At 33.8% G+C, this 23,511-nt stretch carries 19 protein-coding genes; 8 read left to right on the top strand and 11 right to left on the bottom strand.

Annotated elements, in window-relative coordinates:
• Positions 1 to 308 precede the first annotated feature (308 nt).
• Entirely contained in the window at positions 309 to 2,282 is a 1,974-nt protein-coding gene (locus ACXR6G_RS18885) for a putative porin (protein ID WP_458363013.1), read from the top strand.
• A gap of 89 nt (positions 2,283 to 2,371) precedes the next feature.
• Positions 2,372 to 3,808, top strand: coding sequence for a transporter substrate-binding domain-containing protein (locus tag ACXR6G_RS18880; protein ID WP_458363012.1), 1,437 nt, complete (start codon positions 2,372 to 2,374; stop codon positions 3,806 to 3,808).
• Here ACXR6G_RS18880 and ACXR6G_RS18875 read toward each other — a convergent pair.
• Both ACXR6G_RS18875 and ACXR6G_RS18870 read right to left on the bottom strand, forming a co-directional pair.
• Positions 3,779 to 4,438: an NUDIX hydrolase gene (locus ACXR6G_RS18875; protein ID WP_458363011.1), complete on the bottom strand. Its 660-nt coding sequence runs from the start codon at positions 4,436 to 4,438 to the stop codon at positions 3,779 to 3,781. The two genes, ACXR6G_RS18880 and ACXR6G_RS18875, sit on opposite strands and share 30 nt — an antisense overlap.
• 125 nt (positions 4,439 to 4,563) lie before the next feature.
• Positions 4,564 to 5,808 (bottom strand): ABC transporter permease, encoded by a 1,245-nt coding sequence (locus ACXR6G_RS18870; protein ID WP_458363010.1) that lies wholly within the window; start codon positions 5,806 to 5,808, stop codon positions 4,564 to 4,566.
• A gap of 127 nt (positions 5,809 to 5,935) precedes the next feature.
• Here ACXR6G_RS18870 and ACXR6G_RS18865 point away from each other — a divergent pair, with 127 nt between their 5' ends.
• Together ACXR6G_RS18865 and ACXR6G_RS18860 are read left to right on the top strand one after the other, a co-directional pair.
• Positions 5,936 to 7,129: an exo-beta-N-acetylmuramidase NamZ family protein gene (locus ACXR6G_RS18865; RefSeq protein ID WP_458363009.1), complete on the top strand. Its 1,194-nt coding sequence runs from the start codon at positions 5,936 to 5,938 to the stop codon at positions 7,127 to 7,129.
• 98 nt (positions 7,130 to 7,227) lie between these two features.
• Complete coding sequence (locus ACXR6G_RS18860; RefSeq protein WP_458363008.1) at positions 7,228 to 7,809, top strand: thioredoxin family protein; 582 nt, start codon at positions 7,228 to 7,230, stop codon at positions 7,807 to 7,809.
• 52 nt (positions 7,810 to 7,861) lie between these two features.
• Here ACXR6G_RS18860 and ACXR6G_RS18855 read toward each other — a convergent pair whose 3' ends face one another.
• Entirely contained in the window at positions 7,862 to 9,061 is a 1,200-nt protein-coding gene (locus tag ACXR6G_RS18855) for a pyridoxal phosphate-dependent aminotransferase (RefSeq protein WP_458363007.1), read from the bottom strand.
• 545 nt (positions 9,062 to 9,606) lie between these two features.
• On the opposite strand from ACXR6G_RS18855, the gene ACXR6G_RS18850 reads away from it, so the two are divergent.
• The gene (locus ACXR6G_RS18850; protein ID WP_458363006.1) at positions 9,607 to 10,395 is read left to right on the top strand and encodes an SMP-30/gluconolactonase/LRE family protein; all 789 of its coding nucleotides are present in this window, start codon (positions 9,607 to 9,609) and stop codon (positions 10,393 to 10,395) included.
• Positions 10,396 to 10,573: 178 nt separating this feature from the next.
• Here ACXR6G_RS18850 and ACXR6G_RS18845 read toward each other — a convergent pair whose 3' ends face one another.
• The 5 genes from ACXR6G_RS18845 to glmM all read right to left on the bottom strand — a co-directional run bounded on the left by ACXR6G_RS18845 (position 10,574) and on the right by glmM (position 16,107).
• The gene (locus ACXR6G_RS18845; RefSeq protein WP_458363005.1) at positions 10,574 to 11,269 is read right to left on the bottom strand and encodes a hypothetical protein; all 696 of its coding nucleotides are present in this window, start codon (positions 11,267 to 11,269) and stop codon (positions 10,574 to 10,576) included.
• A gap of 9 nt (positions 11,270 to 11,278) precedes the next feature.
• Positions 11,279 to 11,956 (bottom strand): hypothetical protein, encoded by a 678-nt coding sequence (locus ACXR6G_RS18840; RefSeq protein ID WP_458363004.1) that lies wholly within the window; start codon positions 11,954 to 11,956, stop codon positions 11,279 to 11,281.
• A 27-nt stretch (positions 11,957 to 11,983) separates the two neighbouring features.
• Positions 11,984 to 12,877: a helix-turn-helix transcriptional regulator gene (locus tag ACXR6G_RS18835; protein WP_458363003.1), complete on the bottom strand. Its 894-nt coding sequence runs from the start codon at positions 12,875 to 12,877 to the stop codon at positions 11,984 to 11,986.
• 14 nt (positions 12,878 to 12,891) lie between these two features.
• Positions 12,892 to 14,550, bottom strand: coding sequence for an ATP-binding protein (locus tag ACXR6G_RS18830; RefSeq protein ID WP_458363002.1), 1,659 nt, complete (start codon positions 14,548 to 14,550; stop codon positions 12,892 to 12,894).
• A 162-nt stretch (positions 14,551 to 14,712) separates the two neighbouring features.
• Positions 14,713 to 16,107: a phosphoglucosamine mutase gene (gene glmM / locus ACXR6G_RS18825; RefSeq protein ID WP_458363001.1), complete on the bottom strand. Its 1,395-nt coding sequence runs from the start codon at positions 16,105 to 16,107 to the stop codon at positions 14,713 to 14,715.
• 308 nt (positions 16,108 to 16,415) lie between these two features.
• Here glmM and ACXR6G_RS18820 point away from each other — a divergent pair, with 308 nt between their 5' ends.
• Positions 16,416 to 17,738 (top strand): pseudouridine synthase, encoded by a 1,323-nt coding sequence (locus ACXR6G_RS18820; protein ID WP_458363000.1) that lies wholly within the window; start codon positions 16,416 to 16,418, stop codon positions 17,736 to 17,738.
• 75 nt (positions 17,739 to 17,813) lie between these two features.
• Here the strand turns inward: ACXR6G_RS18820 and ACXR6G_RS18815 are convergent, their stop codons facing one another.
• The 3 genes from ACXR6G_RS18815 to ACXR6G_RS18805 form a co-directional block, all read right to left on the bottom strand.
• On the bottom strand, positions 17,814 to 18,158 hold the full coding sequence (locus tag ACXR6G_RS18815) for a DsrE family protein (RefSeq protein ID WP_458362999.1): 345 nt from the start codon (positions 18,156 to 18,158) through the stop codon (positions 17,814 to 17,816).
• A 10-nt stretch (positions 18,159 to 18,168) separates the two neighbouring features.
• Positions 18,169 to 19,209, bottom strand: coding sequence for a selenide, water dikinase SelD (gene selD / locus ACXR6G_RS18810; protein ID WP_458362998.1), 1,041 nt, complete (start codon positions 19,207 to 19,209; stop codon positions 18,169 to 18,171).
• 148 nt (positions 19,210 to 19,357) lie between these two features.
• A complete protein-coding gene (locus ACXR6G_RS18805) occupies positions 19,358 to 20,638 on the bottom strand; it encodes a S41 family peptidase (protein ID WP_458362997.1) in 1,281 nt (426 codons plus the stop codon).
• A 310-nt stretch (positions 20,639 to 20,948) separates the two neighbouring features.
• Between ACXR6G_RS18805 and gpmI the strand changes: the two genes are divergently transcribed.
• Both gpmI and ACXR6G_RS18795 read left to right on the top strand, forming a co-directional pair.
• Positions 20,949 to 22,475: a 2,3-bisphosphoglycerate-independent phosphoglycerate mutase gene (gpmI, locus tag ACXR6G_RS18800; RefSeq protein ID WP_458362996.1), complete on the top strand. Its 1,527-nt coding sequence runs from the start codon at positions 20,949 to 20,951 to the stop codon at positions 22,473 to 22,475.
• 197 nt (positions 22,476 to 22,672) lie between these two features.
• Positions 22,673 to 23,257 (top strand): DUF3109 family protein, encoded by a 585-nt coding sequence (locus tag ACXR6G_RS18795; RefSeq protein ID WP_458362995.1) that lies wholly within the window; start codon positions 22,673 to 22,675, stop codon positions 23,255 to 23,257.
• Positions 23,258 to 23,511 lie beyond the last annotated feature (254 nt).

Below are 23,511 nucleotides of genomic sequence, written 5' to 3'. Positions count from 1 at the left end.
ATGCCCTAATTCCAGATCAGGATATATGCCTGAAATTGAAAGGAAATTAACTCTCAATTCCTTTATAATCAATGTTGTTTAAAGTAGAATCTTGATATTTATATTGCAATATGACTAGGAATTATTCTCAAAAAACACATATCTCATTGTTAAATGCATAATTCATTTAATCGACTGATTAATAGTAGTGTTAGGTGTGGTGTTTTTCGTCAATCTATTGCATATTTTCGTCAAGTATTAATGTTTTTTAACCGATAAATGGTTGAAAAATAATTTTCTTAGATACACTTTCCTTATATTTGCTGGCTATGAAACAAACTTTCATATTAATTATATTTACTCTATGCTTAAGCTTGTCTTTGGCTGCCCAAAAAAAACTCGGAAACCGAATACAAGGTAGCTCGGGAGAATCGGGTTTAAAGCGTGATGGAGAAAAAAATGAAATGGATAGCTTAGGCTATAATAGTGTTGAATCGCATATTAAAACCTGGCGACTTTCAGACTATGGTACCCGAAAATCATATCTTCATGTGGATACCTTATTGAGCAACATCCAGAACTTTAATCCCATTTATCAGCGATCGATTGCTAATTCATATCTGGGGAATTTCGGATCACCTTATCAGAGTTTAATATTCAAAGATCGTGTTCGTAACGAGCCTTTTATGTTCTTTAATACTTTTGAGGCTTATATGAACATGCCAAAAGAAGTCCTGTTTTTTAATACGACGACACCTTATACAAGTTTCTTTTATGAAACAGCAGGATCTAAAGATAGAGCTGAAAATAAACTTCGAATTCTCCATACTCAGAACATTAACCCTTTCTGGAATGTAGGTATAAGTTTTAACTTGATTTCAAGCGAAGGACAATATCAAAATCAGAAAACTAAATTGTACGATTTTAATTTATTCTCTAATTACGAGAAGGGCCGATATGGTGCTCATTTTGTAATGAATCAGAATAGAATTCAAGTAAATGAAAATGGTGGAGTTGATGGTGATGAACAGATTCGAGATTCTATAATCGATCCTGAAAACGTAAAGGTTAAGCTAACTGGAACTAAGAATAAGCTTTCAAATTTTAATTTTACTGCAAATCAATACTATAATTTAGGTAATGGAAAAGATCTGATTATTGATGGTGATACCAGTCAGATTTATCCAGTCAGATTTATTCATGATTTTAATTTTGAATCAGATAGTAGAGAATTTAAGGAAGGTATAGTAAATAAAGATTTTTTCAAGAGCACTTATTTGAATAATGATAAGAGTGCTGATGAAACAACACTTAAGATGCTTAGTAATGGTTTTCATATCGTCTTTAATGAAAATCAGAATAAGAAGTTGAGTTTTGGTGCCCGTTTAGGCTTGTTAAATCAAATTTCTACTTACAATCTACGTAGACCTATTGGTGAAAATACATTCATACAAAAGGATAAGAATATTCATAACACCCAGTTGATGACAAGTATCTTTCGTCAAACAGGAAAAAATTGGAATTGGAAATTTTCAGGAGCTTATGTTTTTGAAGGATACAATCAAAACGATTATCAACTTGATGGAAATTTGATATATCAATTTGGCGACTCAACAAATAGACAAAATCTTGAGATTACGTCACAAATTAAATCAAAGACACCTGATTTCTTAATGACTGAATACCATGGTAACCATCAACAATGGTCGTTAAATCTAAATAAAAGCAAAGAACTATCTTTAGGATTAGAATATCAAGTAAAGAAATACGGATTCAAGATAGGTGGACATATTAATAACTTAGAGAATTACACGTATTTTGGATACGATACAATTGTTTCTCAAACGAACAAATCTATTCAGATTGCAACGGCTTATATTGAGAAGGACTTTAGATTAGGTAAGTTTACTTTAAGCCAGAGATTTGTAGGACAGATGAGTTCTAATGAAAATATTTTACCATTACCAGATCTATCAGTCTATAGTAATAATTATTATTCAAACACTTTTTTTAATGGTGCCTTAGGCATACAAGCAGGATTTTCTGTTTATTACAATACTTCATTTTACGCTCCAAATTATATGCCATCAACTGGACAATTTTTCTTGCAGAAAGAGCAAGAGTTAGGCGATTATCCCAAGGTTGATTTGTATTTCAATTTTAGAATTAAACGAACTCGTATTTTTGTCATGTACGAGCACTTAAATGCTAATATGGGTAGTAAAAACTACTTCAGCTCTCTTCATTATCCAATCAATCCAGGTATGCTTAAATATGGATTGCGATGGACATTCTACGATTAAATATTTCATGTTAATTTGACCAATGAACAATCTGTTTTTTGGTTAGCTATCCGTTTTTAATTAACTTAAATAACGGTAAGAAATCGCATATGTTTAAATTTAAATATATTAAGTTAATCATCCCTCTAATACTCATGATCTTCCTGCAGACATGTAATCAAAATCGACAAACGATACGATTACGTCAGCCAGACAAGACTGTGCTTGGATTAAAGCATATCAAGCTACGCGGTAAATTGAGAGTGAGTACTGATTATAATTCGACAAACTATTTCATCTATAAGGGACGAGCCATGGGCTTTCAGTATGAATTACTGAGTGCTCTTGCTGAAGAACTTGATGTGAAATTAATCTTGAACGTTGAAAATGATCTTCAGTCAGCTTTTTCTAGTTTAGAGAATGGTGATATAGATCTTATTGGAATGAACCTAGCTATTACTCAAGATAGACAAGAGCGGTTTAATTTCACTTTACCACATAGTCAATCAAAACAGGTTCTAATACAGCGTAAAGCTTTAAAATCGGATTCTGTACCTATCATTAGAAATCAAATAGAACTTGGGGGTAAAAAGATTTATGTCCAACAAGCATCGGCTTATGTAGAGAGATTAGAAAATCTCTCTAAAGAGATAGGACGTTCTATCAATATCGAGAAGCTTGAGCGAATAGAGGTTGAAGAACTAATTGAAAAAGTTTCAAAAGGCGAAATTGATTATACGATAGCTGATCAAAATGTGGCCATAGTGAATAAAAGCTACTACCCTAATATCGATACTGATACTGAGATTAGTTTTCCACAGGATATGGCTTGGGCATTAAGAAAAGGGAGCGACGAATTAACTGAAGAAATTAATACTTGGTTCTTAAATTTTAAAAAGACAGCGAGATACAACCAGATATATCGTAAATACTACTTGAGTTCAAGAATTGTAAGACGTCACAATAGCGAATATTTTACGCTCAAGAGTGGTAAAATTTCGAAATATGATGATCTAATTAAGAAAAACTCAAAGCTAATTGATTGGGATTGGAGATTATTATCAGCTTTAGTTTCTCAAGAATCCCATTTCGATCCTAATGCTAAATCATGGGTTGGTGCTTTTGGTTTGATGCAATTGATGCCAGAAACAGCTTTTCGTTATGATGTTGATGAAGATTCTAAACCTGAAGAAAATCTAAAGGCTGGGGCAAAACACTTGAAGTATTTAAGTCGTCGATTAGATAAGGTCCTTATAGATAAAACAGATAAGCTTAAATTCTTGTTAGGTTCGTATAATGTAGGCTTAGGCCATATTCTTGATGCAAGACGCTTGGCTAAGAAGAATGGTCAGAATCCCGATTTATGGCAAGGTAGTGTTGATTATTATCTCCTAAATAAATCAAAACCGGAATTTTATAAAGATCCGGTTGTGAGATATGGTTATTGTAGAGGAAGAGAACCTTACAATTATGTGAAAAAAATTCTTTTAATATATGACCATTATCAGAATACGGTTTTACTCGATGAGACTAGCTCTCTTGAGTAATTCCTCAAGCTCTGATACAATCATTGCTGTTGCACCCCACAGTTTATGTCCTTTTACATTATAATAAGGTGCCTTTATATCAAATCCATTTTTATGGATCATCTCTTCATGCTTATTATCGGCCTTAAATAGTTCTTGTATATTGGTTTCAATTATTTGATTGACTTCAAAAGAATCTGCTTTGAATTGAGGTAAGCCTTCATAATAGGCAACTATAGGTTGAACTTGGAAATTACTGATTGGGATGTACAGACCCGTGGTAGGTCCAATAATATGTATTTTTTCTCCCAATAAGCCTAACTCTTCTTCGGTTTCCCTAATAGCCGTCTCAACAAGATTTTTATCGCTAAGCTCAAATTTTCCTCCAGGTAAACTGATTTGGCCACTATGCTTATGATCTCCATTGCTTCTTTCAATTAGAGGGAAATATAGCTGGTCTCCTTTTTGGTAAAAGAGAATTAAGACACTACTGTCTCTAGCCAGACTAGGATCATTTTTATTATTAGAATGATTACGAATTGAAGGAGACATTTTTTGTTGAGCTTCAGAACCAGGTAAGCCTTTCTGGAATTCTCTAATGAAATCTTCTACGAATTGATCTATATTATTTATTGAATTTGGATGTATCATTTTGATGGTATTTTAAACTACCATTAAATATAAGGAAAACCTCGCTTCAAACTTCGGAGTACTTAGATAATTTACAAGTTATAATGTGTAAATATTGGTATGTGACTAGATAATTGTGTTTTAGATTAGTCAAATTTTATTGCCTTACTTGGTGTAATACGAGTAATCCAATAAGATGGAACAAGAAGCATACTCACAGTCGCGATAAGTGTTCCAATATTTAATAAGAAAAGGTGAAATAGATTTAGATTAATGGGTACCGTATCTAAGTAGTAATTCACAGGATCGAGACTTATAAGCTGAAAATGATATTGAATCAAACAGATTCCGATACCGATGAGATTTCCCCAAAGCATTCCTTTACCAATAATCATGGATGATTGATAGAGAAATATTTTTCGAACTGACCAATTATCTGTACCGAGAGCCTTAAGGATACCAATCATATTGGTCTTCTCCAGAATAATAATAAGTAAGCCTGAAATCATATTAAACCCTGCTACTAGTATCATTAAGCCAAGAATTATCCACACATTAAGATCGAGCATCTCAAGCCAGTTAAATATTTGAGGATGTCTTTGTTTGATACTTCTGACTTTAAATGTTGATCCGTCCTCAGTGAAAATTCCGCTTATATTATCGCGTATTAGTTCTTTTGTTTTATCCAGATTTTTAAAATCGGTCAATGTAATTTCAATACCACTAACTTGATTGTCGTCCCAATTATTTAGTTTCTGAATATGTCGCATGTCGCAAATCACAAAAAGCTTATCAAATTCATCCATACCCGAATTATAAATGCCAGAGATGGTAAAACTTCTCATTCGAATTGGTTGTTGTACAAAGTACATAATTAGTTTTTCACCTACTTTTAAATGGAGAAGATTAGCTAACTTTTCAGAGATGAGAACCTGATTACTTTTTTTTGAAGGAATCATGCTTATGGTATCACCTTTAACTAATTTATCTTTAAAGAAGGACCAGTCGTAACCTAAGGATGCTCCACTGAGAACGACACCTTGAGTTTCTTCTTTAGTTTTTATAATGCCAGGTTTAGTGGCAAAACTCTGTATGTGTTTTATCCCCTCAATTTGTGACAAACGATCTAAAGGAACTAAGTTTATATCGATTGGATAAGTTTCGAATGAATTGTTATTGTCGTAGTTGCTAATTTGAATATGAGAATCAAAGCCTGTTATTTTTTCTGTAATACCAGCTTTAAAACCTGTAACAATAGCTATTGCAAGAATCATGACAGATAAACCCAAAGCAATTCCTAGAGTAGCAATGCTAATGATAGGACGAGAAATCTGACGGTCAGATTTATTTTTGTATGTGATTTTCTTGGCAATATAGAGTTCTAAATTCAAATCGATATTTTTAATCAGAGTTTACTTTATAATCAACTACACTTAAGTGTTAATAATAATTCAATCGCTTTTAGGTGTTAGATACAAAAATAGTAATTTCACACTTAGTAAATCTAAAATTAGAAGAATGCAACGAAACAAAACCTATCTCTTCACATTTATTTTGTGTTTTTTGATTTTTCAAATGGCTTGTTCTCAAACAAAGCCATATAAAGTTACCCCTGCTGCCGAACGTTTTTCAGAATATGAATCACTATTGCATAGGAAAAATATTGCGATTGTAGCTAATCAGGCTTCACTTGTGGGTAAGGATCATTTGGTAGATTTTCTTTTGTCAAAAAAAGTCAATTTGACGAAGATATTCAGTCCGGAACATGGATTTAGAGGTAATGTTGACGCTGGTGAGAAAGTTAATGATGACGTAGACTCGAAGACAAATTTGCCTATTGTCTCATTATATGGGAAGCACAAGAAGCCATATCCCGAAGATTTATCAAATGTCGATCTTGTTGTTTTTGATTTGCAGGATGTTGGTGTTCGTTTCTATACCTACCTATCGACTTTGCATTACGTGATGGAAGCTTGTGCTGAGAATGCTATTCCTTTATTGGTTTTGGACAGGCCAAACCCAAATGCTCATTATATTGATGGACCTGTTTTGGAAGAGGATTGTAAATCTTTTGTTGGTTTGCACCCTGTACCTATTGTTTATGGGATGACAATAGGTGAATATGCGAAAATGATTAATGGTGAAAAGTGGTTGAAGAATGGAGTTCAATGTGATTTAAAAGTTGTCGCGTGTGACAATTGGACACGAAATTCAATTTATAAATTACCCATAAAACCATCACCAAATTTACCGAACTATAGATCGACCCAACTTTATCCATCCCTGTGCTTTTTTGAAGGAACTGTTGTTAGTGCTGGTAGAGGAACCGATTTTCCTTTTCAAGCTTATGGACACCCACTATTGAAAAAGGGGAAGTTCGAGTTTAAACCCAGAAGTATTGCAGGTGCTAGTAAGAATCCAAAATTTAAAGATCAAATATGTAAGGGAGATGATTTAAGATTGATAAATATTGAAAGTTTAAGAGAACTAAAAGAACTTGATTTATCTTTTTTACTAAAGGCTTATTCAGAATTACATGATCAAACCAAGTTTTTCAATTCATTTTTTGAGAAGTTGGCTGGCACAAAGCAATTGCGTCAACAAATTATTCAAGGTCAATCTGAATCCGAAATAAGAAAGTCATGGCAAAAGAAGCTTGATGAATTTAAATCAATCAGAAAAAAGTACCTTATCTATCCAGATCTGAAATAAATTTTGGTGATTCCAGGTGAATAATTTTATGAATATTTATTTAGAATACTTAAGAATAATCTTTAACTTGAATTTTATTCATTTTAAATTTCAAGACAATGGCATTTACCTTACAATTATCCGACAAAGCGCCTAAATTCAAATTACCAGCAACCGACGGTATATCATATAAACTCTCAGATTTTAAATCATCTAAACTACTTGTTGTCTTTTTCACTTGTAATCATTGTCCTTACGTTATAGGTTCGGATGAAGATACGCGTGTTATTGCTGATAAATACATTCCACATGGCTTAGAATTTGTTGCTATTAACTCCAATTCAGCTAATACTTATGTGGAGGATGATTACGACCATATGGTGGATAGAATGGAAGAGTATGACTTTCCTTGGGTTTATCTATATGATGAAGATCAAGAGATTGCTAAGGCTTATGGTGCTTTAAAAACGCCCCATTTTTATCTTTTTGATGAAGGGCGAAAGTTGATTTATACCGGACGAGCAGTAGATAATCCTAAAGATACTTTAAAAGTTAAAGTTAGAGATTTGGAGAGAGCCATTGATGAGTATTTGGCAGGGAAGCCAATTTCTGTTCCTGTAACCAATCCAATTGGTTGTAATGTGAAATGGGATGGTAAAGACAAGCACTGGATGCCAGCTGATGCTTGCGATTTGATATAAAAATAAAAGGCTGTTCGATCTGAACAGCCTTTGTTATATTATATATTTTGAACTAGATAGTTCTTCCTGGGTAAACCTTAAGTGCTTCAGCTAAAGTTTCCATTGCCTTAGCTAAATCTTCTTTTTTAAGAACGTAAGCAATACGAACCTCGTTTTTACCTAAACCAGGAGTTGCATAGAATCCTGTAGCAGGAGCAACCATTACAGTCTGGTTTTTGTATTCGAAGTCTTCAAGAATCCACTGAGCAAACTTATCAGAATCATCAATTGGAAGTTTAACGACTGTATAGAAAGCACCTTTAGGAGTTGGGCAATAAACCCCATCCATATTATTAAGAGCTTCAACAGTGAAGTTACGACGATCGATGTATTCGTTATAAACTTCAGTGAAATATTCAGCTGGCGTATCAAGAGAAGCTTCAGCAGCAATCTGACCGAAAGCAGGAGGGCATAAACGAGCTTGAGCAAATTTTAAAGCTGTAGTGATCACCTCTTTGTTCTTAGTAATTAATGCTCCGATACGAACTCCACACTCAGAGTAACGTTTAGATACTGAGTCCATAAGAATTACATTCTGCTCTAAACCCTCAAGGTTCATAGCTGAGAAATGCTCTTCACCATCGTAACAGAACTCACGATAAACTTCATCAGAGAATAAATACAAATCATGCTTAAGAACCAATTCTCGCAATTGATTTAACTCATCTTTTGAATAAAGATATCCAGTAGGATTATTTGGGTTGCAAATAACGATACCTTTAGTTTTAGGTGTCATCAATTTCTCAAACTCCTCGATTGAAGGTAAAGCAAAATCGTTCTCTATGCTCGAAGTAATTGGCTTAACCACTACACCAGCAGCTACTGCAAAACCATTGTAATTTGCGTAGAACGGTTCTGGAATTAAAACTTCATCACCCGGATTCATACAAGACATCAACGAGAAAGTGATTGCTTCAGAACCACCAGTGGTAATCAACATCTCATTTTCATCAACGTTAATTCCGATGTTCTGATAATACTTAGCCAATTTCTTACGATAAGAAATATTACCTGCTGAGTGAGAATACTCAATCACCTTTGCAGTACAATTTCTAATCGCTTCCATTGCAACTTCTGGAGTTTTAATGTCTGGCTGACCAATATTCAATGGGTATACAGTTTTACCTGCAGCTCTTGCAGCTTCTGCATAAGGAACCAATTTACGAATTGGTGATTCTGGCATCAAGCGTCCTTTATCCGAAATTTGTGGCATTTGTTATGTGTTTTTTTATAGCAGTCAGATCGCTTTTCAATGTTTAAGAATCTCTTAAACGATGACCTGTATCCAAGTACCAAGATTGAATTTTGTTTAGAACTTCATTTGCGCCAAAAGTAAATAAAAATCCAAGTAAAAAAAATGCTTTTTGACTTGTTTTAGAAAAAGAGCCTAAGGTCTTGAAATAGAAAGTGAAGCAAGCTATATGAAGACTTATTTAAATCGTTTGTAATTCCATTGATAATATGTTACATAATATTTGTGAGTTTTTTTTAAAAGTATCAGATATCGAATTGGTATAGGGATTTATTTAGTATTTATTTGGTAATATTCAATTCTAATTTAGTTAGAAGAGAAACAAGAATTAAGTCATAGTTACAGGATGAAAAATATATATGTTTGATAAAATAATTTATCGTTTTAGTTAAACGATATCTAAGATTAGGGAAGTATTTGATTCAAAATGGCATGAATGGATAGGGTATATCCCATTTCATGACTCATATTAATATTAAATAACTCAACACGATATAAAATTGATTATGATTAGATATCCCTTTATTCTTAGTATGCTACTATTGTTATGCAGTATTTCGATGGCACAATCGTACAATAATCCTGAAAGTATAGTATACGATCAAGTAGCAGACAAGTACTTCATTTCGAACAAGTCAGGAAATACAATTGTGCAGTTGAACTCAGACAATAAGTTGACTAATTTCGTAATATCCGATTTAAATGCTCCTAAAGGCCTATTGATTGTTGGTGATACATTGATATCAGTCAACAATACTTCTGTTCAAGGCTTTTTATTGTCCGATGCCAGTAGAGTCTTTAATGTTTCGATTAAAGGTGCGGTTTTCATGAATGATGTCACAAGTGACAATAAGGGAAATCTTTATGTATCTGATACCAGTACAGGAGTAATTTACCAGATATCGCTCAAAACAGGAGAATATTCAAGTCTGGTAAGCAATCTCAAAAACCCCAATGGTTTATTGTTTGATTGCGAAAGAAATGCTGTTTTAATCTGTAACTGGGGACAGAATGCTAAAATCCAATCGTTCAATCTTACTGATTCAACATTAAGTGATTTGGTGACTACTGAGCTTAGTAATCTGGATGGTTTGGCATTTGATTATGCTGGAAATATCTACGTTTCCTCATGGGGTAGTCATGCTGTTTATCGTTTTGATTCATCATTTAAAAATCCACCAGTTTTAATATCGGAAGGACATAATGGACCTGCAGATATCTTTATAATAAAGGATAAAAAGAGATTATGCATCCCCAATTTTAATTCTAATACAATTCAGTTTGTCAATCTTTAATACTGATATCTATTTTGTTATTAAAAGAACTTACTTAGGTCGGACATTTTAATCCTGTGTTAGCTTTAGATATACTTTTCACGTAATAAAAAGCAGTATTTTGTACATAATGAATCTTAGTAATCAATTGAAGATTCTAGAGGTGCCCTTTAATTGATTTTATTGCTTCTCATCATATTTATGGTGTACTCAGTTGTTTAACAAGGAAAGAAATGATGTTACCTTTTGATCCTCCATTACAGTGTATTTGGAGCAGATATGAAATGTTCAAATTGTTTTGAATATGATATTTATAAATAGAAGCATCTTTAATTTGATGGCGAATTTTATTGATCCTCTTAGCTTTAAGTTTTTGACTTAAAATAGTATCTATTAAGCTGAAAGATATTTCTTGTGAAATATTTACATTTTCAATGATCATTCTTTCTATTGCGTTCTCATCTTTGCAGAGTGTAATACACCATAATCCAGGTTTTATAGTTCCATTAGTTATATGATACAATTCCTTATTTTGATGAGTTAGTCGAGTATATGCTACAGAACAATTAGTCGAAAATTCTTCATCTATATTTATAAAATATAATTTTTCTGAATCATTATTTTTTATCCAAAGAAGGGAATCCGTCATCCAATTCTTAAATGAAGGATCATGTTTCTTTTCTGAATAATTGATAAAACTATTAATCAAGTTAGAGATATCATTTGTAGGAATTTGATCTAATTCATATGGATCGATAGATTGAATTGTATCATTTTGAAAATTTTCGGAATGCGTATCACATTCCGAAAATCTATACTTCAATAATATCTCACTTATTAAAGTCGAAACAGAGAAGGTTAAGACTAGTAATATTACTAAATTCCTAATTGTCATAGAATTTTATTAAAGGATATTTTGTTCTGATTCCAGGCAAAGTTTTTCAAAGTCTCTCTCGCCTTGTTCATGCTTATTTACGATATATTCCAATCTGTTTGATAACAGCATATTATTTCCTCGTCTAAATGTTCTATTTGGAGCTTCACAATATTCTCTATGTCCACTTAATGAGGTGTTGAGATGGTGCAATTCTCTGAATAATTCATCTGTGAAACCTTCGGCTTCTAAATAATTAAGCGATTCTAGAGTTAGGGCTACATGATCGATATTATCTGGTATATTAACAATTTCCATCGCATTTTCTCCAGAGATTTCATCCTGACAAAAATTCTCTACTAATTTTTGAGATTCAATGTTGTTTTCAAGAAAAATGGCTTCGATCTTAGCCTGAACGTCTTCAGAGCTAATATTTGCAAGCCATTCACGAGAAGCACCGTGGCGGTATGTTATGAATAAGGGATGTAATAATTGTTCAATTTCTGCTAGAGTTAAAATATGTTCTGGTATAGAATAAGAAATAAATTTCTCTACAGAGAAATCTTCTCCAAGATAATTATTCCTTCTGTTCTCTAGATTTTCAGCTTTGCCATATTTAACATTCATATAATTAACGTGTGTTATTGCTCCATTATAAATCGGTTGAGACTCCTTGTTGCTTAGCATAACCACATAAATTCCTTGCATATATTTTACTTTTAGATTGTAAATATTTTATTGATATTGAAGATAGGCTTCCTTCAATCTTTCTTGCATTCTTTCTCTTAAACTGACTGGAGAAATAACTTCTACATTACCACCAAGTGACAATAATTCGATAATAAAATCATTCGTGATGTGAATCTTTAATTTTACTTTTAAGTATTCTTTATTTTCTTCTATTATTTCTTGAGAAGGATGTAGTTTCATCGATTTGATATACATCCCCTGAAAATGATTGAACTTTAATATAATTTCTTCTGGGAAAGTGCTTTTTGGACCATCGATACCAAAAGAATCTTTAAAATGAGCTTTAATATCAAAGCCTATTTCAGAAGAAAAACTCTCATTGCTTATTTTCAATTCACTTATTCTATCTAAAGCAAAACTTTTGATAATATTTGCATCTTCGCATATGATATACCATCTGTTTCTGTATTCTTTTAGAGCCAGAGGTGACAGATGCCGATTACTTATATCACCATTAAATTTGGTATAAGTAAAATCAACGTTTTTCTTGTTTTTAATTGCCTGAATAAGTGGCCTTAGATTTTCTCGTCCTCCAATCTCTCTTGCTTCTACCTGTACACAATCAAGTATGCTGTTATCAAATTTCAGAAATTGAAGGTAATCTAGTGATTCAATAATTCGTTGGTTAATTTCTGGATTATATTCTTCATGTATAAAATATTCTTTAGTACGTCTGTCGTATTTAATCTCAAGGGCATAAATTGTTTTTATGTCAATGAAATCTCTTTGCAAGGTTCGAGTTGAGATATCAAGTTTGCAGCTGATATATTTCCCCTCTTCATAAATCGCATTAAGTATTTCCTCTAAAGTAATGCGTTTTCTTCTTGTTATTAAATTGACAATTAAATTCTGACGAATCAATATATCTTTTATAGCCATAAAACATTTTCATTTTAGAAACCAATCGTATTTCGGTGAATATTGTTTGATAATCGCTCACAATTACAGAACTCTACTATTTGTTCCATTTTAGGGTAATCACCATGAACAATTTCGTGCATTTCGCATTTCCTTGATATGTTTTCGATTTCACCTCCTGAAAAATCGTAACTCTTTGATAGTATTCCGCAGTTCACTTTATCTAACTGTTTGAATTTTGAATACCATATTTGTTTTCGTTGATAACTTTCGGGTTTGAAAAATTCAATTTTAAATAGAAATCTTCTTTCGAAAGCGGTATCTAAATTACCTATTAGATTTGTAGTGGCAACAAAAATTCCTTCGAAGTTTTCGAGCTCTTCTAGTAATATATTTTGAATCGCATTTTCGGTATTCGAAGTGTTAGATATTGAAGAATCGGATCTTTTCGAAAGGATGGCATCAGCTTCGTTAAATAATAAAATGGGCACTAATTCGAGCTGAGAGGCATACTCTTTATAATCTTTAAATATTTTCTTGATTAACTTCTCACTTTCACCAAACCACATCGATTTCGATTGACTAATATCAATTTTGATGATCTCTCGATTTGTTGATTTTGCAATCTGATAAACAGATTCTGTTTTCCCTGTACCTGAAAAACCATAAAAAATAGCACTTAAACCTTGTGGTAGTTTCTTTTCAGCTAGTCGATTTTGAAATGCCTTAAATTTCTCATCAATAAGCATACTCCCAAACAATTCAATTTGTTGTTCTTCAGCTTTATTATAAAATAATTCCTTTTGTTTAATTTTTTCAGGCTCTATTACATTATCTTTCTTTCTGATGTCCGATTTAATTTTAATATTTTCATCATCAAGCAATTTTAATGCAGCTTGAGAAAGAGATACGTAACTGTCATTAATAAAATTTGATATTTCAAGTTCAATCAAATTTTTCTTAATCAGATTATTTTCTTCTGATATCACCTCTTGAATGAATTTTACGCCTCGCACCTTATTTTCGAATATTATCTCAACTATTGTTGACAAAGGTGTTTTTTCTACACCCATGAGAGAGTCCCATGTGATATAAAAGAGCATAAATATTTCGGGAGCTTTTAAATTCCAGTGATTAATGCTTTTGATTAAAGGATATCTGGTGTTTTGATCGATTATACTATTTATCATTCTGAAAAGCTCTCGCGATGATAATTCATCTTCGTCTCTTCTTTCTCCAAGTAAAATGATCGTTTCAATTATTTCTAAAACAGTTTTCTTACTGTTTGTATCCAGATCAGGCAGAACACAGTTATTTAGGATTGCTTCTGTAACTTTTTCATTTATTATATATTCAGATCTCACAAAAGCCAGTTTCATATTCAACCTTGAAGATTGACTTTTAATTATTGACTTATCTACCAGATCATTTAATACATCTGAAACTTCTAAAATTTTTATTGGGTTACACTTTAAAATTTGCGCTAGGTGCTTGATTTCTGCAGGAAAACCTTTGTAATTTTGAACAAATATTATAGCAATAAATAGAGAATGTATTTTAGATATATTAAAATATTTTTCGAGTAATAATAAGTCATTATTAATTTCTCCAAAATCATTTTCGTACCATTTCACATATTTTACCCCGTCATAGACTTGTCCTATTGCGTTTAGAATTTCCTTTTTTTTCTCCATTTGCATTGTTTTTTAGATGAATACAAATGTAATATGGCACAACGACAAAAGGTGTCGCTGAAAATGATAGTTAAAAAAAAGATGCTACAAAGTTATTCGTAGCACCTTCAATTATTTTGATGCAAGTAGATCTCACATTTAATTATTCTTTTTTAAACCTATTTACTCAATTCCAGCTATCTCTTTAATTTCTGAAATAATTTTCGCTGCTAAAGCTTCAGCTCTAGCTTCGTCCTTACTTTCAGAATAGATCCGGATAATTGCTTCTGTATTCGATTTACGAAGGTGAACCCACTCTTCAGCAAAGTCGATTTTTACACCATCAATATCGTTTACTTTTTCGTTTTTATACTTCTCTTTCATGGCAACTAAAATCGCATCAACATCAATTTCAGGAGTCAACAGTATTTTGTTCTTAGAGATAAAGTAGCTAGGGTATTCAGCGCGAATTTCAGATACTTTTTTGCCTTTTTTAGCCATATGAGTTAGGAAAAGAGCGATTCCAACCAAAGCATCACGACCATAATGAGACTCTGGGTAGATGATCCCACCATTACCTTCTCCACCAATAATAGCATTCTTAGCTTTCATTTCAGTAACAACATTAACCTCGCCAACTGCTGAAGCGGTATATTCTCCATTATGAGAATTTGTTACATCAGCTAAAGCACGAGTGGAAGACATGTTAGATACCGTGTTTCCTGGTGTGTTTGCTAATACATAATCAGCAACTGCTACAAGTGTATATTCTTCACCAAACATGCTACCATCTTCACAAACCATAGCCAAACGGTCTACGTCAGGATCTACAACAAAACCAACATCAGCTTTACCTTCTTTCATTACATCAGCAATGGCAGTTAAATGCTCAGGTAGTGGCTCTGGGTTATGTGGAAAATGACCATTAGGCTCGCAATAAAGTTCTATTACATTATTTACGCCTAATGCTTTTAATAATTGAGGGAGTACGATACCACCAACAGAATTGACGGCGTCGATAGCTACTGAGAAGTTTGCTTTTCGAATCGCTTCAACATCAACCAATTTAAGGTCTAAAACTTCTTGAATATGTCTTTCGTTATAATCAGTTACGTGTGTAACTTGGCCCAAATCAGCAACATCAGCAAAAAGGAAATCTTCATTATCAGCAATGGATAAAACCAATTTACCATCTTCGTCGTTAAGGAATTCCCCTTTTTCGTTCAATAATTTAAGGGCATTCCATTGTTTTGGGTTGTGACTTGCCGTTAGGATAATTCCACCATGAGCTTGTTCGCTGGTTACTGCAATTTCAGTTGTTGGTGTTGTTGCTAATCCAATTTCAACCACATCAATACCTAATCCCATTAGAGTACCAACAACAATTCTATCGACCATTTCACCTGAAATACGAGCATCGCGACCAACCACAACTTTTACGCGTTTACCCTCGTGACGTCTAATAGCCCAAGTGCCATATGCTGCAGTGAATTTCACAATGTCGAGTGGACTTAATCCATCGCCAACTTGTCCACCAATGGTCCCTCTAATTCCTGATATTGATTTAATTAATGCCATATTTTGTTTTTTTAGATTGACAGTTTTTTTAGAGAAGTGTATTTGTTATTTTGCCTTCTCGTGATCTTTTCGAAAATCATGTAAAAATAATAAACTATTAGTTTGAAACATAAGAATGTATGCAGATTATCGATTTTATTACTTGATTTCTTACAGGTAGATGGTTTGTGATGCTTCGTAGAATTTTAAACGACTCATGTTTTTGTCTTCCAGATCTTAGCTTTTCCCTTTTTCATTGATATAGAGTAGATATTTGCTGATATTTAATAACTTTGTAGGCTAAATAATAACGAAAAGTTGTTAAAATAATGGAAGATAAGAAATACGGAAACAAGCAAAGAGGAAAGCAATCGTTCCGCTCATCAAGAAATGAAGAAGGTCGTTCTAGTGAATCAAAATTCAATAAAGGACCAAGATCATCGGAAAAAGGGGATAGAACTGATTCTGAGTTTTCGCATAAAAAAACTGATAGATCTGCTAAAAGCGATCGTCCTTATCAGGGCAGAGCTACGGATACTCGTTCAAAAAGGAATGAGGATGGTTCTAGCGAATCGCGTGTAAACAGAGCACCAAGAGCATCGGATAGTTCTGAATCGACACATAAGAAGAACAAAAAAGCTTTTAGAGGTAAAAATAAGCCTACTCCTCGCGAGGAAAAACGAGGTTCTGGTTTGAGAGTTGGAAAATCTGTTGTTCGCCGACCTAAAGAAGAATTTTCGTCAAAGGGTACAGAAAGAAGCTATAAGGATAGAAAGAGATTTCAGCATAGAGATAATGCGGAACGTTCTGAGAAAACCGTTGAAGATATTGAAGAGGCTTTAGATGCTGTAGAAACTGTAGAAGGTGAAGAAACAGTTGAAATTAAGAGTCGTTATTCAAAGAAAAAGCAGTTGGAATTTAACCGTTTGAATGGTCCTGCTGATGGTATGTTACGTTTGAATAAGTACATTGCTAATTCAGGTGTATGTTCTCGTCGTGAGGCTGACAAACTGATTGCAGACAGCCAGATTATGGTGAATGGTATCACTATTACCGAGGTGGGAACTAAGGTGAGCAAAGATGATGATGTTCGTTTGGATGGTGCTCGTTTGATGGCTGAGGCAAAAGTATATCTTTTGATGAATAAGCCTAAGGATTTTGTAACAACTCTTGATGATCCTACTGGCAGAAAAACTGTGATGGATTTGATTGGTGATGCTTGTAGTGAACGTATTTATCCGGTTGGAAGATTGGATAGAGCAACCACTGGTGTTTTGTTATTTACCAATGATGGTAATTTAACCAAGAAGTTGACTCACCCTAGTTACGAAAGAAAGAAGATTTATCACGTTCATTTAGATCGTGTGATTACTAAAGATGAATTGACTAGAATTGCTGAAGGTATTGAGCTGGAAGATGGGGTTATTCAGGCTGATGAGATTAGTTATGTAGATGCTAAGGATAAATCACAGGTTGGTATCGAAATTCACTCGGGTAAGAACAGAATTGTTCGTCGTGTTTTTGAGCACTTGGGTTATAAAGTTGAGAAACTAGACCGTGTTTATTTTGCAGGATTAACAAAGAAAAATCTGCCTCGTGGTAAGTTCAGATTTCTAACACAAAAAGAGATCAATATCTTGACACATTATTAGTCTTGATTGATATAGATATAAACAAGCCCATTTGACAATGTCAGATGGGCTTGTTCTTTATATGAGTTTTTTATTCTAAAGGTTAATTACTTTAGACGCATCAGCTTGTAGTGTTATAATATCCTGCATTGTACCTTGAATACCTACTTCAAGCTTATTTTCAAGTTTGTAAAAGTTTATACAAGTTTTGCAGATGATCATTTTTACACCAGCCTTCTCCATTTCTTGTAAAGTTTCAATAACTGGAGAATCAGTACATGTTAATTTTACACCAGCATTATAAAATGTGATGATTTTTGGTAACTGATCGTTGCTTAAGCTTAGTTTTAAATAATTTGAAATAAGAATAAGACCTAATTCTTGGTCGCCAGTTCCCATTCCATTTTTATCTATCTGAACTAAAGTATTTGAATTATTCATATCCTATGTCCTATTTAATGTTGATATAAGCTTCTGTATCATTGGTTCGAGCAGAAAGCTCACCAATTGACTCCAAAACGAAACCTTCAGCTTTAGCTACTTCTTTAAATGCATTGATATGTTTATTATCAACAGCAACAAGAAGTCCACCGCTAGTTTGAGGATCGCACAAAAGTGATTTCTGCAATTCAGTAATCTCACCAACTAAATGACCATATGATGCCCAGTTTCTACGTGTTCCTCCTGGAGTAGAACCTTGTTCAATTAATGCTTCAACACCTTCCATTTTAGGAACATCTTGATAGTTAATTGTAGCATTTACATTTGAACCTTCACAAATCTCACTAAGATGACCTAATAGACCAAAACCAGTCACGTCAGTCATCGACTTTACATATTCTAATTCTCCAAAAACCTGACCAACCTTGTTTAAGGCACACATCAAATCAACAACAGTTTGATTGTTTTCGTGGGCAATTAATTGTTTCTTTTCAGCTGTGGTGAACACACCAATACCTAGTGGCTTTGTAAGGAAAAGACTGCAATTAGATGTTGCCGTGTTATTTTGTTTGATTCGATCAGTTGATACAATTCCGTTTACTGATAGACCAAAAACAGGATCAGAAATATCAATAGAATGACCACCTGCTAACTGAATGCCAGCATCAGCACACACATCGCGAGCCCCTTCGATAACTTGTTGGGCCAGTTCGGCCGGTAATTTATCCAACGGCCAAGCTAGAATGGCAAGTGCCATAATTGGCTTACCACCCATAGCATACACATCGCTAATGGCATTGGTTGCAGCTATTCGACCAAAGTCGTATGGATCGTCGACAATAGGTGTGAAGAAATCGGTGGTGCTGATTACAGCGGTACCGTTTCCTAAATCGAAAACTGCAGCATCATCTTTGCTATCGTTACCAACTAATAAATTAGGATCTTTTATATGAGGGGCACTTGACTTTAAAATAGCTTCTAAATCTTTTGGCGATATTTTACATCCACAACCGGCTCCCGGACTGAATTGCGTTAACTTCTTAGTTTCCATCGAAAGTGACTTATTATATTCGTACTGATAATATTAGGGCGCAAAGGTAGGTCTTTTTTGTTTCGATGGTATTTAGTTCTGCAACAAAATAAAAGAGGTAAGCTGAATGGCTACCTCTTTACATTAAATTTTTGTTGTCAATACAATATTAGAAAGCGCTAATCATCTCATCCAAACCTTTACGAACAAACTCTTTTTTGAATCCCGTTTTAACTCTAGCTGTAGTAGCTGGGAACGTTTCGTTATTGATATAATCGAGTGCTGCTTTTAAATTGGTTTCATCAATATCTCCCCAATCATGAGTGATATCATCCTCAACTTCATGATTCACAGGAATACCATTAAAGTAATAACCTTCACCATTTTTATCAGTAATATGGAAGGTTATAGGTAAAACTGCCAGATTGAATTCAGGAACTTCTAAGACGTACATCCCAACAGGTTTTCCATGTGTTGTACTACCAATAAGCTTTATATTCTCGTTTCCCATATAGGGTATAAGAGAGTTGATGACCAATTCACTTGCAGAAGCCGTTGCTGATGTTGTAATCACGAAAACTCTGTCGAAATAGTGTGCAGAACCTTGAGTGATAAATTGTTCTGAAAAATTCTCATAGCTTTTGGATTCATTAAAAATATATTTTGAAAAAATATCACCGGCATAGTTGTTCCCCGAAATTAAGCCTGCAAGTTGGTTCGCAATTTCTGTACTTCCACCGCCATTATATCTCATATCCAGAACCAATTCTTCTGCACCTTCAGATTTAAAATAATCGAATGCTTCATTTAATTCTGCTTCAGAACTTCCTAAAAAGCTATCAAAAACCAGGTAGGCTACTTTTTTATTTAATGTCGGAATAATTGATCGTTTGATAACAGTGTTCTGATTCATCTCTTTTTTTGCAAGATCGAGTGATTTTTGCTCCCCAGAATTATTTTCAAATAGTAAGGCGATTGTGTTATTTGAAAGTAAATCTCTAATTTCATTTTCAGTCATCGAACTAGTAGATTGATTATTGATTTCTAAAAGTTTCCATGATCGGGTAATGCCTGCATCAGTAAGATCAGATTCATTGTACACAAGGCTAACTCGAGGGACATTGTTACCTTCTTCAAATTGTAAGTCGAAACCATAACCCGTGTAAGTTCCATTATTTAGGAAAGCTAAAAGGGCATCTAAATTTGCGATGAAACTCCATTTGTCCTGGTCCACTAAAAGATCATTAAAATAGGTGTTCAAATCACTGTAATTGCTGACATCTAGAGTCGGTAATTCATCATTCCATAAATACCATTCGTTCATAATGCCATCTAGAACCTCAACGGCAGTTGTTTCTTCTTGTTTATCGTCATCATCATCCTTTTTACAAGCAGTAAAAACAAAAAGAAGTAGGATGGCGAATAGCCACGTTTTATTGAATTTGATCATCGGGATTTTTTGAGTTAGAAAATTAGTTGATCTATAAAGTTAACATTTTTGCTAACAAAAATATTGCCATAAGTTCTTGATAGTTATTCGTTCGAATATTAGAACAGACGAAAGTCGAGTTCACGATTAAAATTAGATATTTGTAATCTCTCTCTTAATTAATACCTTGAGGTCTGTATTTATTTTATTTAAGCAAACGTTTCCGGTGTAAAATAAAGGTTCTCAGTATAGTAAGTTCTTTTATTATTAAGAATAATAAGGTAGTTTTGCAAAACGAATATACAAATACAGAATAATCAAAATACGACAAATGGCTGATAATAAGAAAGCTTTATTGATGATCCTTGATGGATGGGGAATAGGAGATAAATCGAATTCAGATGTTATTTCAACAGTTGAAACACCATATATTGATAGTTTGTTAGCAAAATATCCAAACTCAGCACTTCAAGCTGCGGGTAATTTTGTTGGTTTACCTGTAGGACAAATGGGTAATTCAGAAGTCGGTCATCTAAATATTGGTGCTGGACGTGTTGTATATCAAGATTTAGTAAAAATTAATCTTGCTGTTAAAGACAATACTCTTAAAGATAACGAGCAATTGGTGAAAGCTTTTGCTACTGCTAAGAAAAATAATACAAAGCTTCATCTAATTGGTCTAATTGGCGACGGTGGTGTACACTCTCTAAGTGCACATGCTGTAGCAATTTGTAAGGCTGCTAAAGCTTCTGGATTAGAAGATGTTTTTGTTCATGGTTTAACTGATGGACGTGATACAGATCCTAAGTCAGGATTAGAGTTTGTTAAGAACTTTGTGAGTGAGATTGAAGGTTCTGCGAAATTGGCTTCATTAGTTGGTCGTTATTACGGTATGGATCGTGATAATAACTGGGAGCGAGTTAAGTTAGCTTACGATTTATATACCAAGGCTGAAGGTAAACCAGCTACCGACATGATTAAGGCTATTGAAGATTCATATGCTGAAGGTATCAGTGATGAATTTATCAAGCCAGTTTTTGCTGTTGATGCTGAAGGTGCTCCTTTGACTAAAATTGAAGAAGGTGATGTGGTGATTTGTTTTAATTACCGTACCGACCGTTTGCGCCAGATGACAACTGTTTTCTCTCAAGAAGATAAGCAAGAGTTTGGTATGCATAAAATGAATGTTGAGTGGTATACCATGACTTGTTATAATGCCAACTTCAAAGGTGTGAATGTTATTTACGATAAGGATAATGTTCAGAATACTTTGGGTGAGGTTGTATCTAAAGCAGGTAGAAAACAAATTCGTATTGCTGAAACAGAGAAGTATGCTCACGTAACATTCTTTTTCTCAGGTGGTCGTGAGGCTGAGTTTGAAGGCGAAACTCGTTTGTTAGCGGCTTCACCAAAGGTAGCAACTTACGATTTACAACCTGAAATGTCTGCTCCTGAGGTTGCAGATAAGATTACAGCAGAATTGAATGCTCAGTCGGCAGACTTCGTTTGTTTGAATTTTGCTAATGGCGATATGGTAGGACATACCGGTGTTTACGAAGCGATTTCAAAAGCAGTTCAAGCGGTTGATACTTGTGCTAAGCAGGTTGTAGAAGCTGCTAAAGCAAATGGTTACGATGTGATTATTATTGCTGATCATGGTAATGCAGACTTTGCAGTAAATGCAGATGGATCACCAAATACAGCTCACTCTCTTAATCCAGTTCCATGTATCTGGGTGACTGAGAATCCTAAGGGGTTGAATGATGGTATTTTAGCTGATGTTGCTCCAACCATTATCGATATTATGGGACTTGAGCAGCCATCTGACATGACTGGTAAATCTTTGATCGTAAAATAGATTATAAAAGAATTAGATGTGAGGCCTGAGAACCTGTATTCTCAAAATCAGTCTCAGGCTTTATATCTAAAAGTTTACTTCATTATAAAAATCCGTATTATCTTTGCCGATAGTACGGATTCTTTTTTTTAGCTCATGGGTTTGTTGTAAATAGCTCATCTAATAATAGAAACCTCAAATCTTAAATATTTTATATAGTGTTACAGATAGGAAATGCCATAGTAAGTCTCGATGTGATTGAGAAGAAATTTATTTGTGATTTTGGTAAATGCAAAGGTGCATGTTGCATTGAAGGAGATTCTGGTGCTCCATTAGATGAGGATGAGAAGGCAATTCTAGAAGAAATTTACCCTAAAATTAAAGAATACTTGAATGAAAAGGGTATTGCTGAAATTGAAAAACAAGGGACTTCGGTTATTGATGTCGATGGCGATTTGGTTACGCCAATCATTAATGATAAAGAATGCGTTTATACTGTTTTTGAAAATGGGCTAGCCCTATGTGGTATCGAAAAGGCTTTTCTTGATGGAAAAATTACCTATCGTAAACCCATTTCATGCTCTTTATATCCTATCCGAATTGAAAAATACCCAGAGTTCGATGCCGTAAATTATAACAAGTGGAGTATTTGTGGACCTGCCCGAGAGTTGGGTTTCAAAACGGGAACACCTGTTTATAAATTCTTAAAAGAGCCTTTGATCCGCAAGTATGGTGAAGATTGGTATAAAGAATTGGAATATGCAGCTGAGAATATTGAAGAAATCTACCATATTAAAAGATAGATGATGGTTCGGTGGCAATCTGATTTATCAGATCTGTTACAAAATAACTCATCTGTACTTTAAAATTGGATAAAAATATAAAACCGTAGATAGGCATGTATGCTAGTCTACGGTTTTTTTTATTATCCAATTAAGTAATTGTGTGTGATTATTGACGTACTCTAAACTTCTCTCAGATACGTGATTGTTTTATTAAGCTTGTAAATCAAATTTAATTCGTGAATTCGTGCTTATTTATGCAAGCTGCTTTTACG

The organism is Ancylomarina sp. YFZ004, assembly GCF_054254355.1.
Note: the sequence above shows the minus strand (reverse complement) of the source record. Positions and strands in the feature narration are given on the sequence as shown.

Excerpts from the sequence above, each read along its gene's own strand:
- ACXR6G_RS18885 (WP_458363013.1), top strand. The coding sequence starts at position 309 with ATGAAACAAACTTTCATATTAATTATATTTACTCTATGCTTAAGCTTG.
- ACXR6G_RS18880 (WP_458363012.1), top strand. The coding sequence starts at position 2,372 with ATGTTTAAATTTAAATATATTAAGTTAATCATCCCTCTAATACTCATG.
- ACXR6G_RS18875 (WP_458363011.1), bottom strand. The coding sequence starts at position 4,438 with ATGATACATCCAAATTCAATAAATAATATAGATCAATTCGTAGAAGAT.
- ACXR6G_RS18865 (WP_458363009.1), top strand. The coding sequence starts at position 5,936 with ATGCAACGAAACAAAACCTATCTCTTCACATTTATTTTGTGTTTTTTG.
- ACXR6G_RS18860 (WP_458363008.1), top strand. The coding sequence starts at position 7,228 with ATGGCATTTACCTTACAATTATCCGACAAAGCGCCTAAATTCAAATTA.
- ACXR6G_RS18855 (WP_458363007.1), bottom strand. The coding sequence starts at position 9,061 with ATGCCACAAATTTCGGATAAAGGACGCTTGATGCCAGAATCACCAATT.
- ACXR6G_RS18850 (WP_458363006.1), top strand. The coding sequence starts at position 9,607 with ATGATTAGATATCCCTTTATTCTTAGTATGCTACTATTGTTATGCAGT.
- ACXR6G_RS18845 (WP_458363005.1), bottom strand. The coding sequence starts at position 11,269 with ATGACAATTAGGAATTTAGTAATATTACTAGTCTTAACCTTCTCTGTT.
- ACXR6G_RS18840 (WP_458363004.1), bottom strand. The coding sequence starts at position 11,956 with ATGCAAGGAATTTATGTGGTTATGCTAAGCAACAAGGAGTCTCAACCG.
- ACXR6G_RS18835 (WP_458363003.1), bottom strand. The coding sequence starts at position 12,877 with ATGGCTATAAAAGATATATTGATTCGTCAGAATTTAATTGTCAATTTA.
- ACXR6G_RS18830 (WP_458363002.1), bottom strand. The coding sequence starts at position 14,550 with ATGGAGAAAAAAAAGGAAATTCTAAACGCAATAGGACAAGTCTATGAC.
- glmM (WP_458363001.1), bottom strand. The coding sequence starts at position 16,107 with ATGGCATTAATTAAATCAATATCAGGAATTAGAGGGACCATTGGTGGA.
- ACXR6G_RS18820 (WP_458363000.1), top strand. The coding sequence starts at position 16,416 with ATGGAAGATAAGAAATACGGAAACAAGCAAAGAGGAAAGCAATCGTTC.
- ACXR6G_RS18815 (WP_458362999.1), bottom strand. The coding sequence starts at position 18,158 with ATGAATAATTCAAATACTTTAGTTCAGATAGATAAAAATGGAATGGGA.
- selD (WP_458362998.1), bottom strand. The coding sequence starts at position 19,209 with ATGGAAACTAAGAAGTTAACGCAATTCAGTCCGGGAGCCGGTTGTGGA.
- ACXR6G_RS18805 (WP_458362997.1), bottom strand. The coding sequence starts at position 20,638 with ATGATCAAATTCAATAAAACGTGGCTATTCGCCATCCTACTTCTTTTT.
- gpmI (WP_458362996.1), top strand. The coding sequence starts at position 20,949 with ATGGCTGATAATAAGAAAGCTTTATTGATGATCCTTGATGGATGGGGA.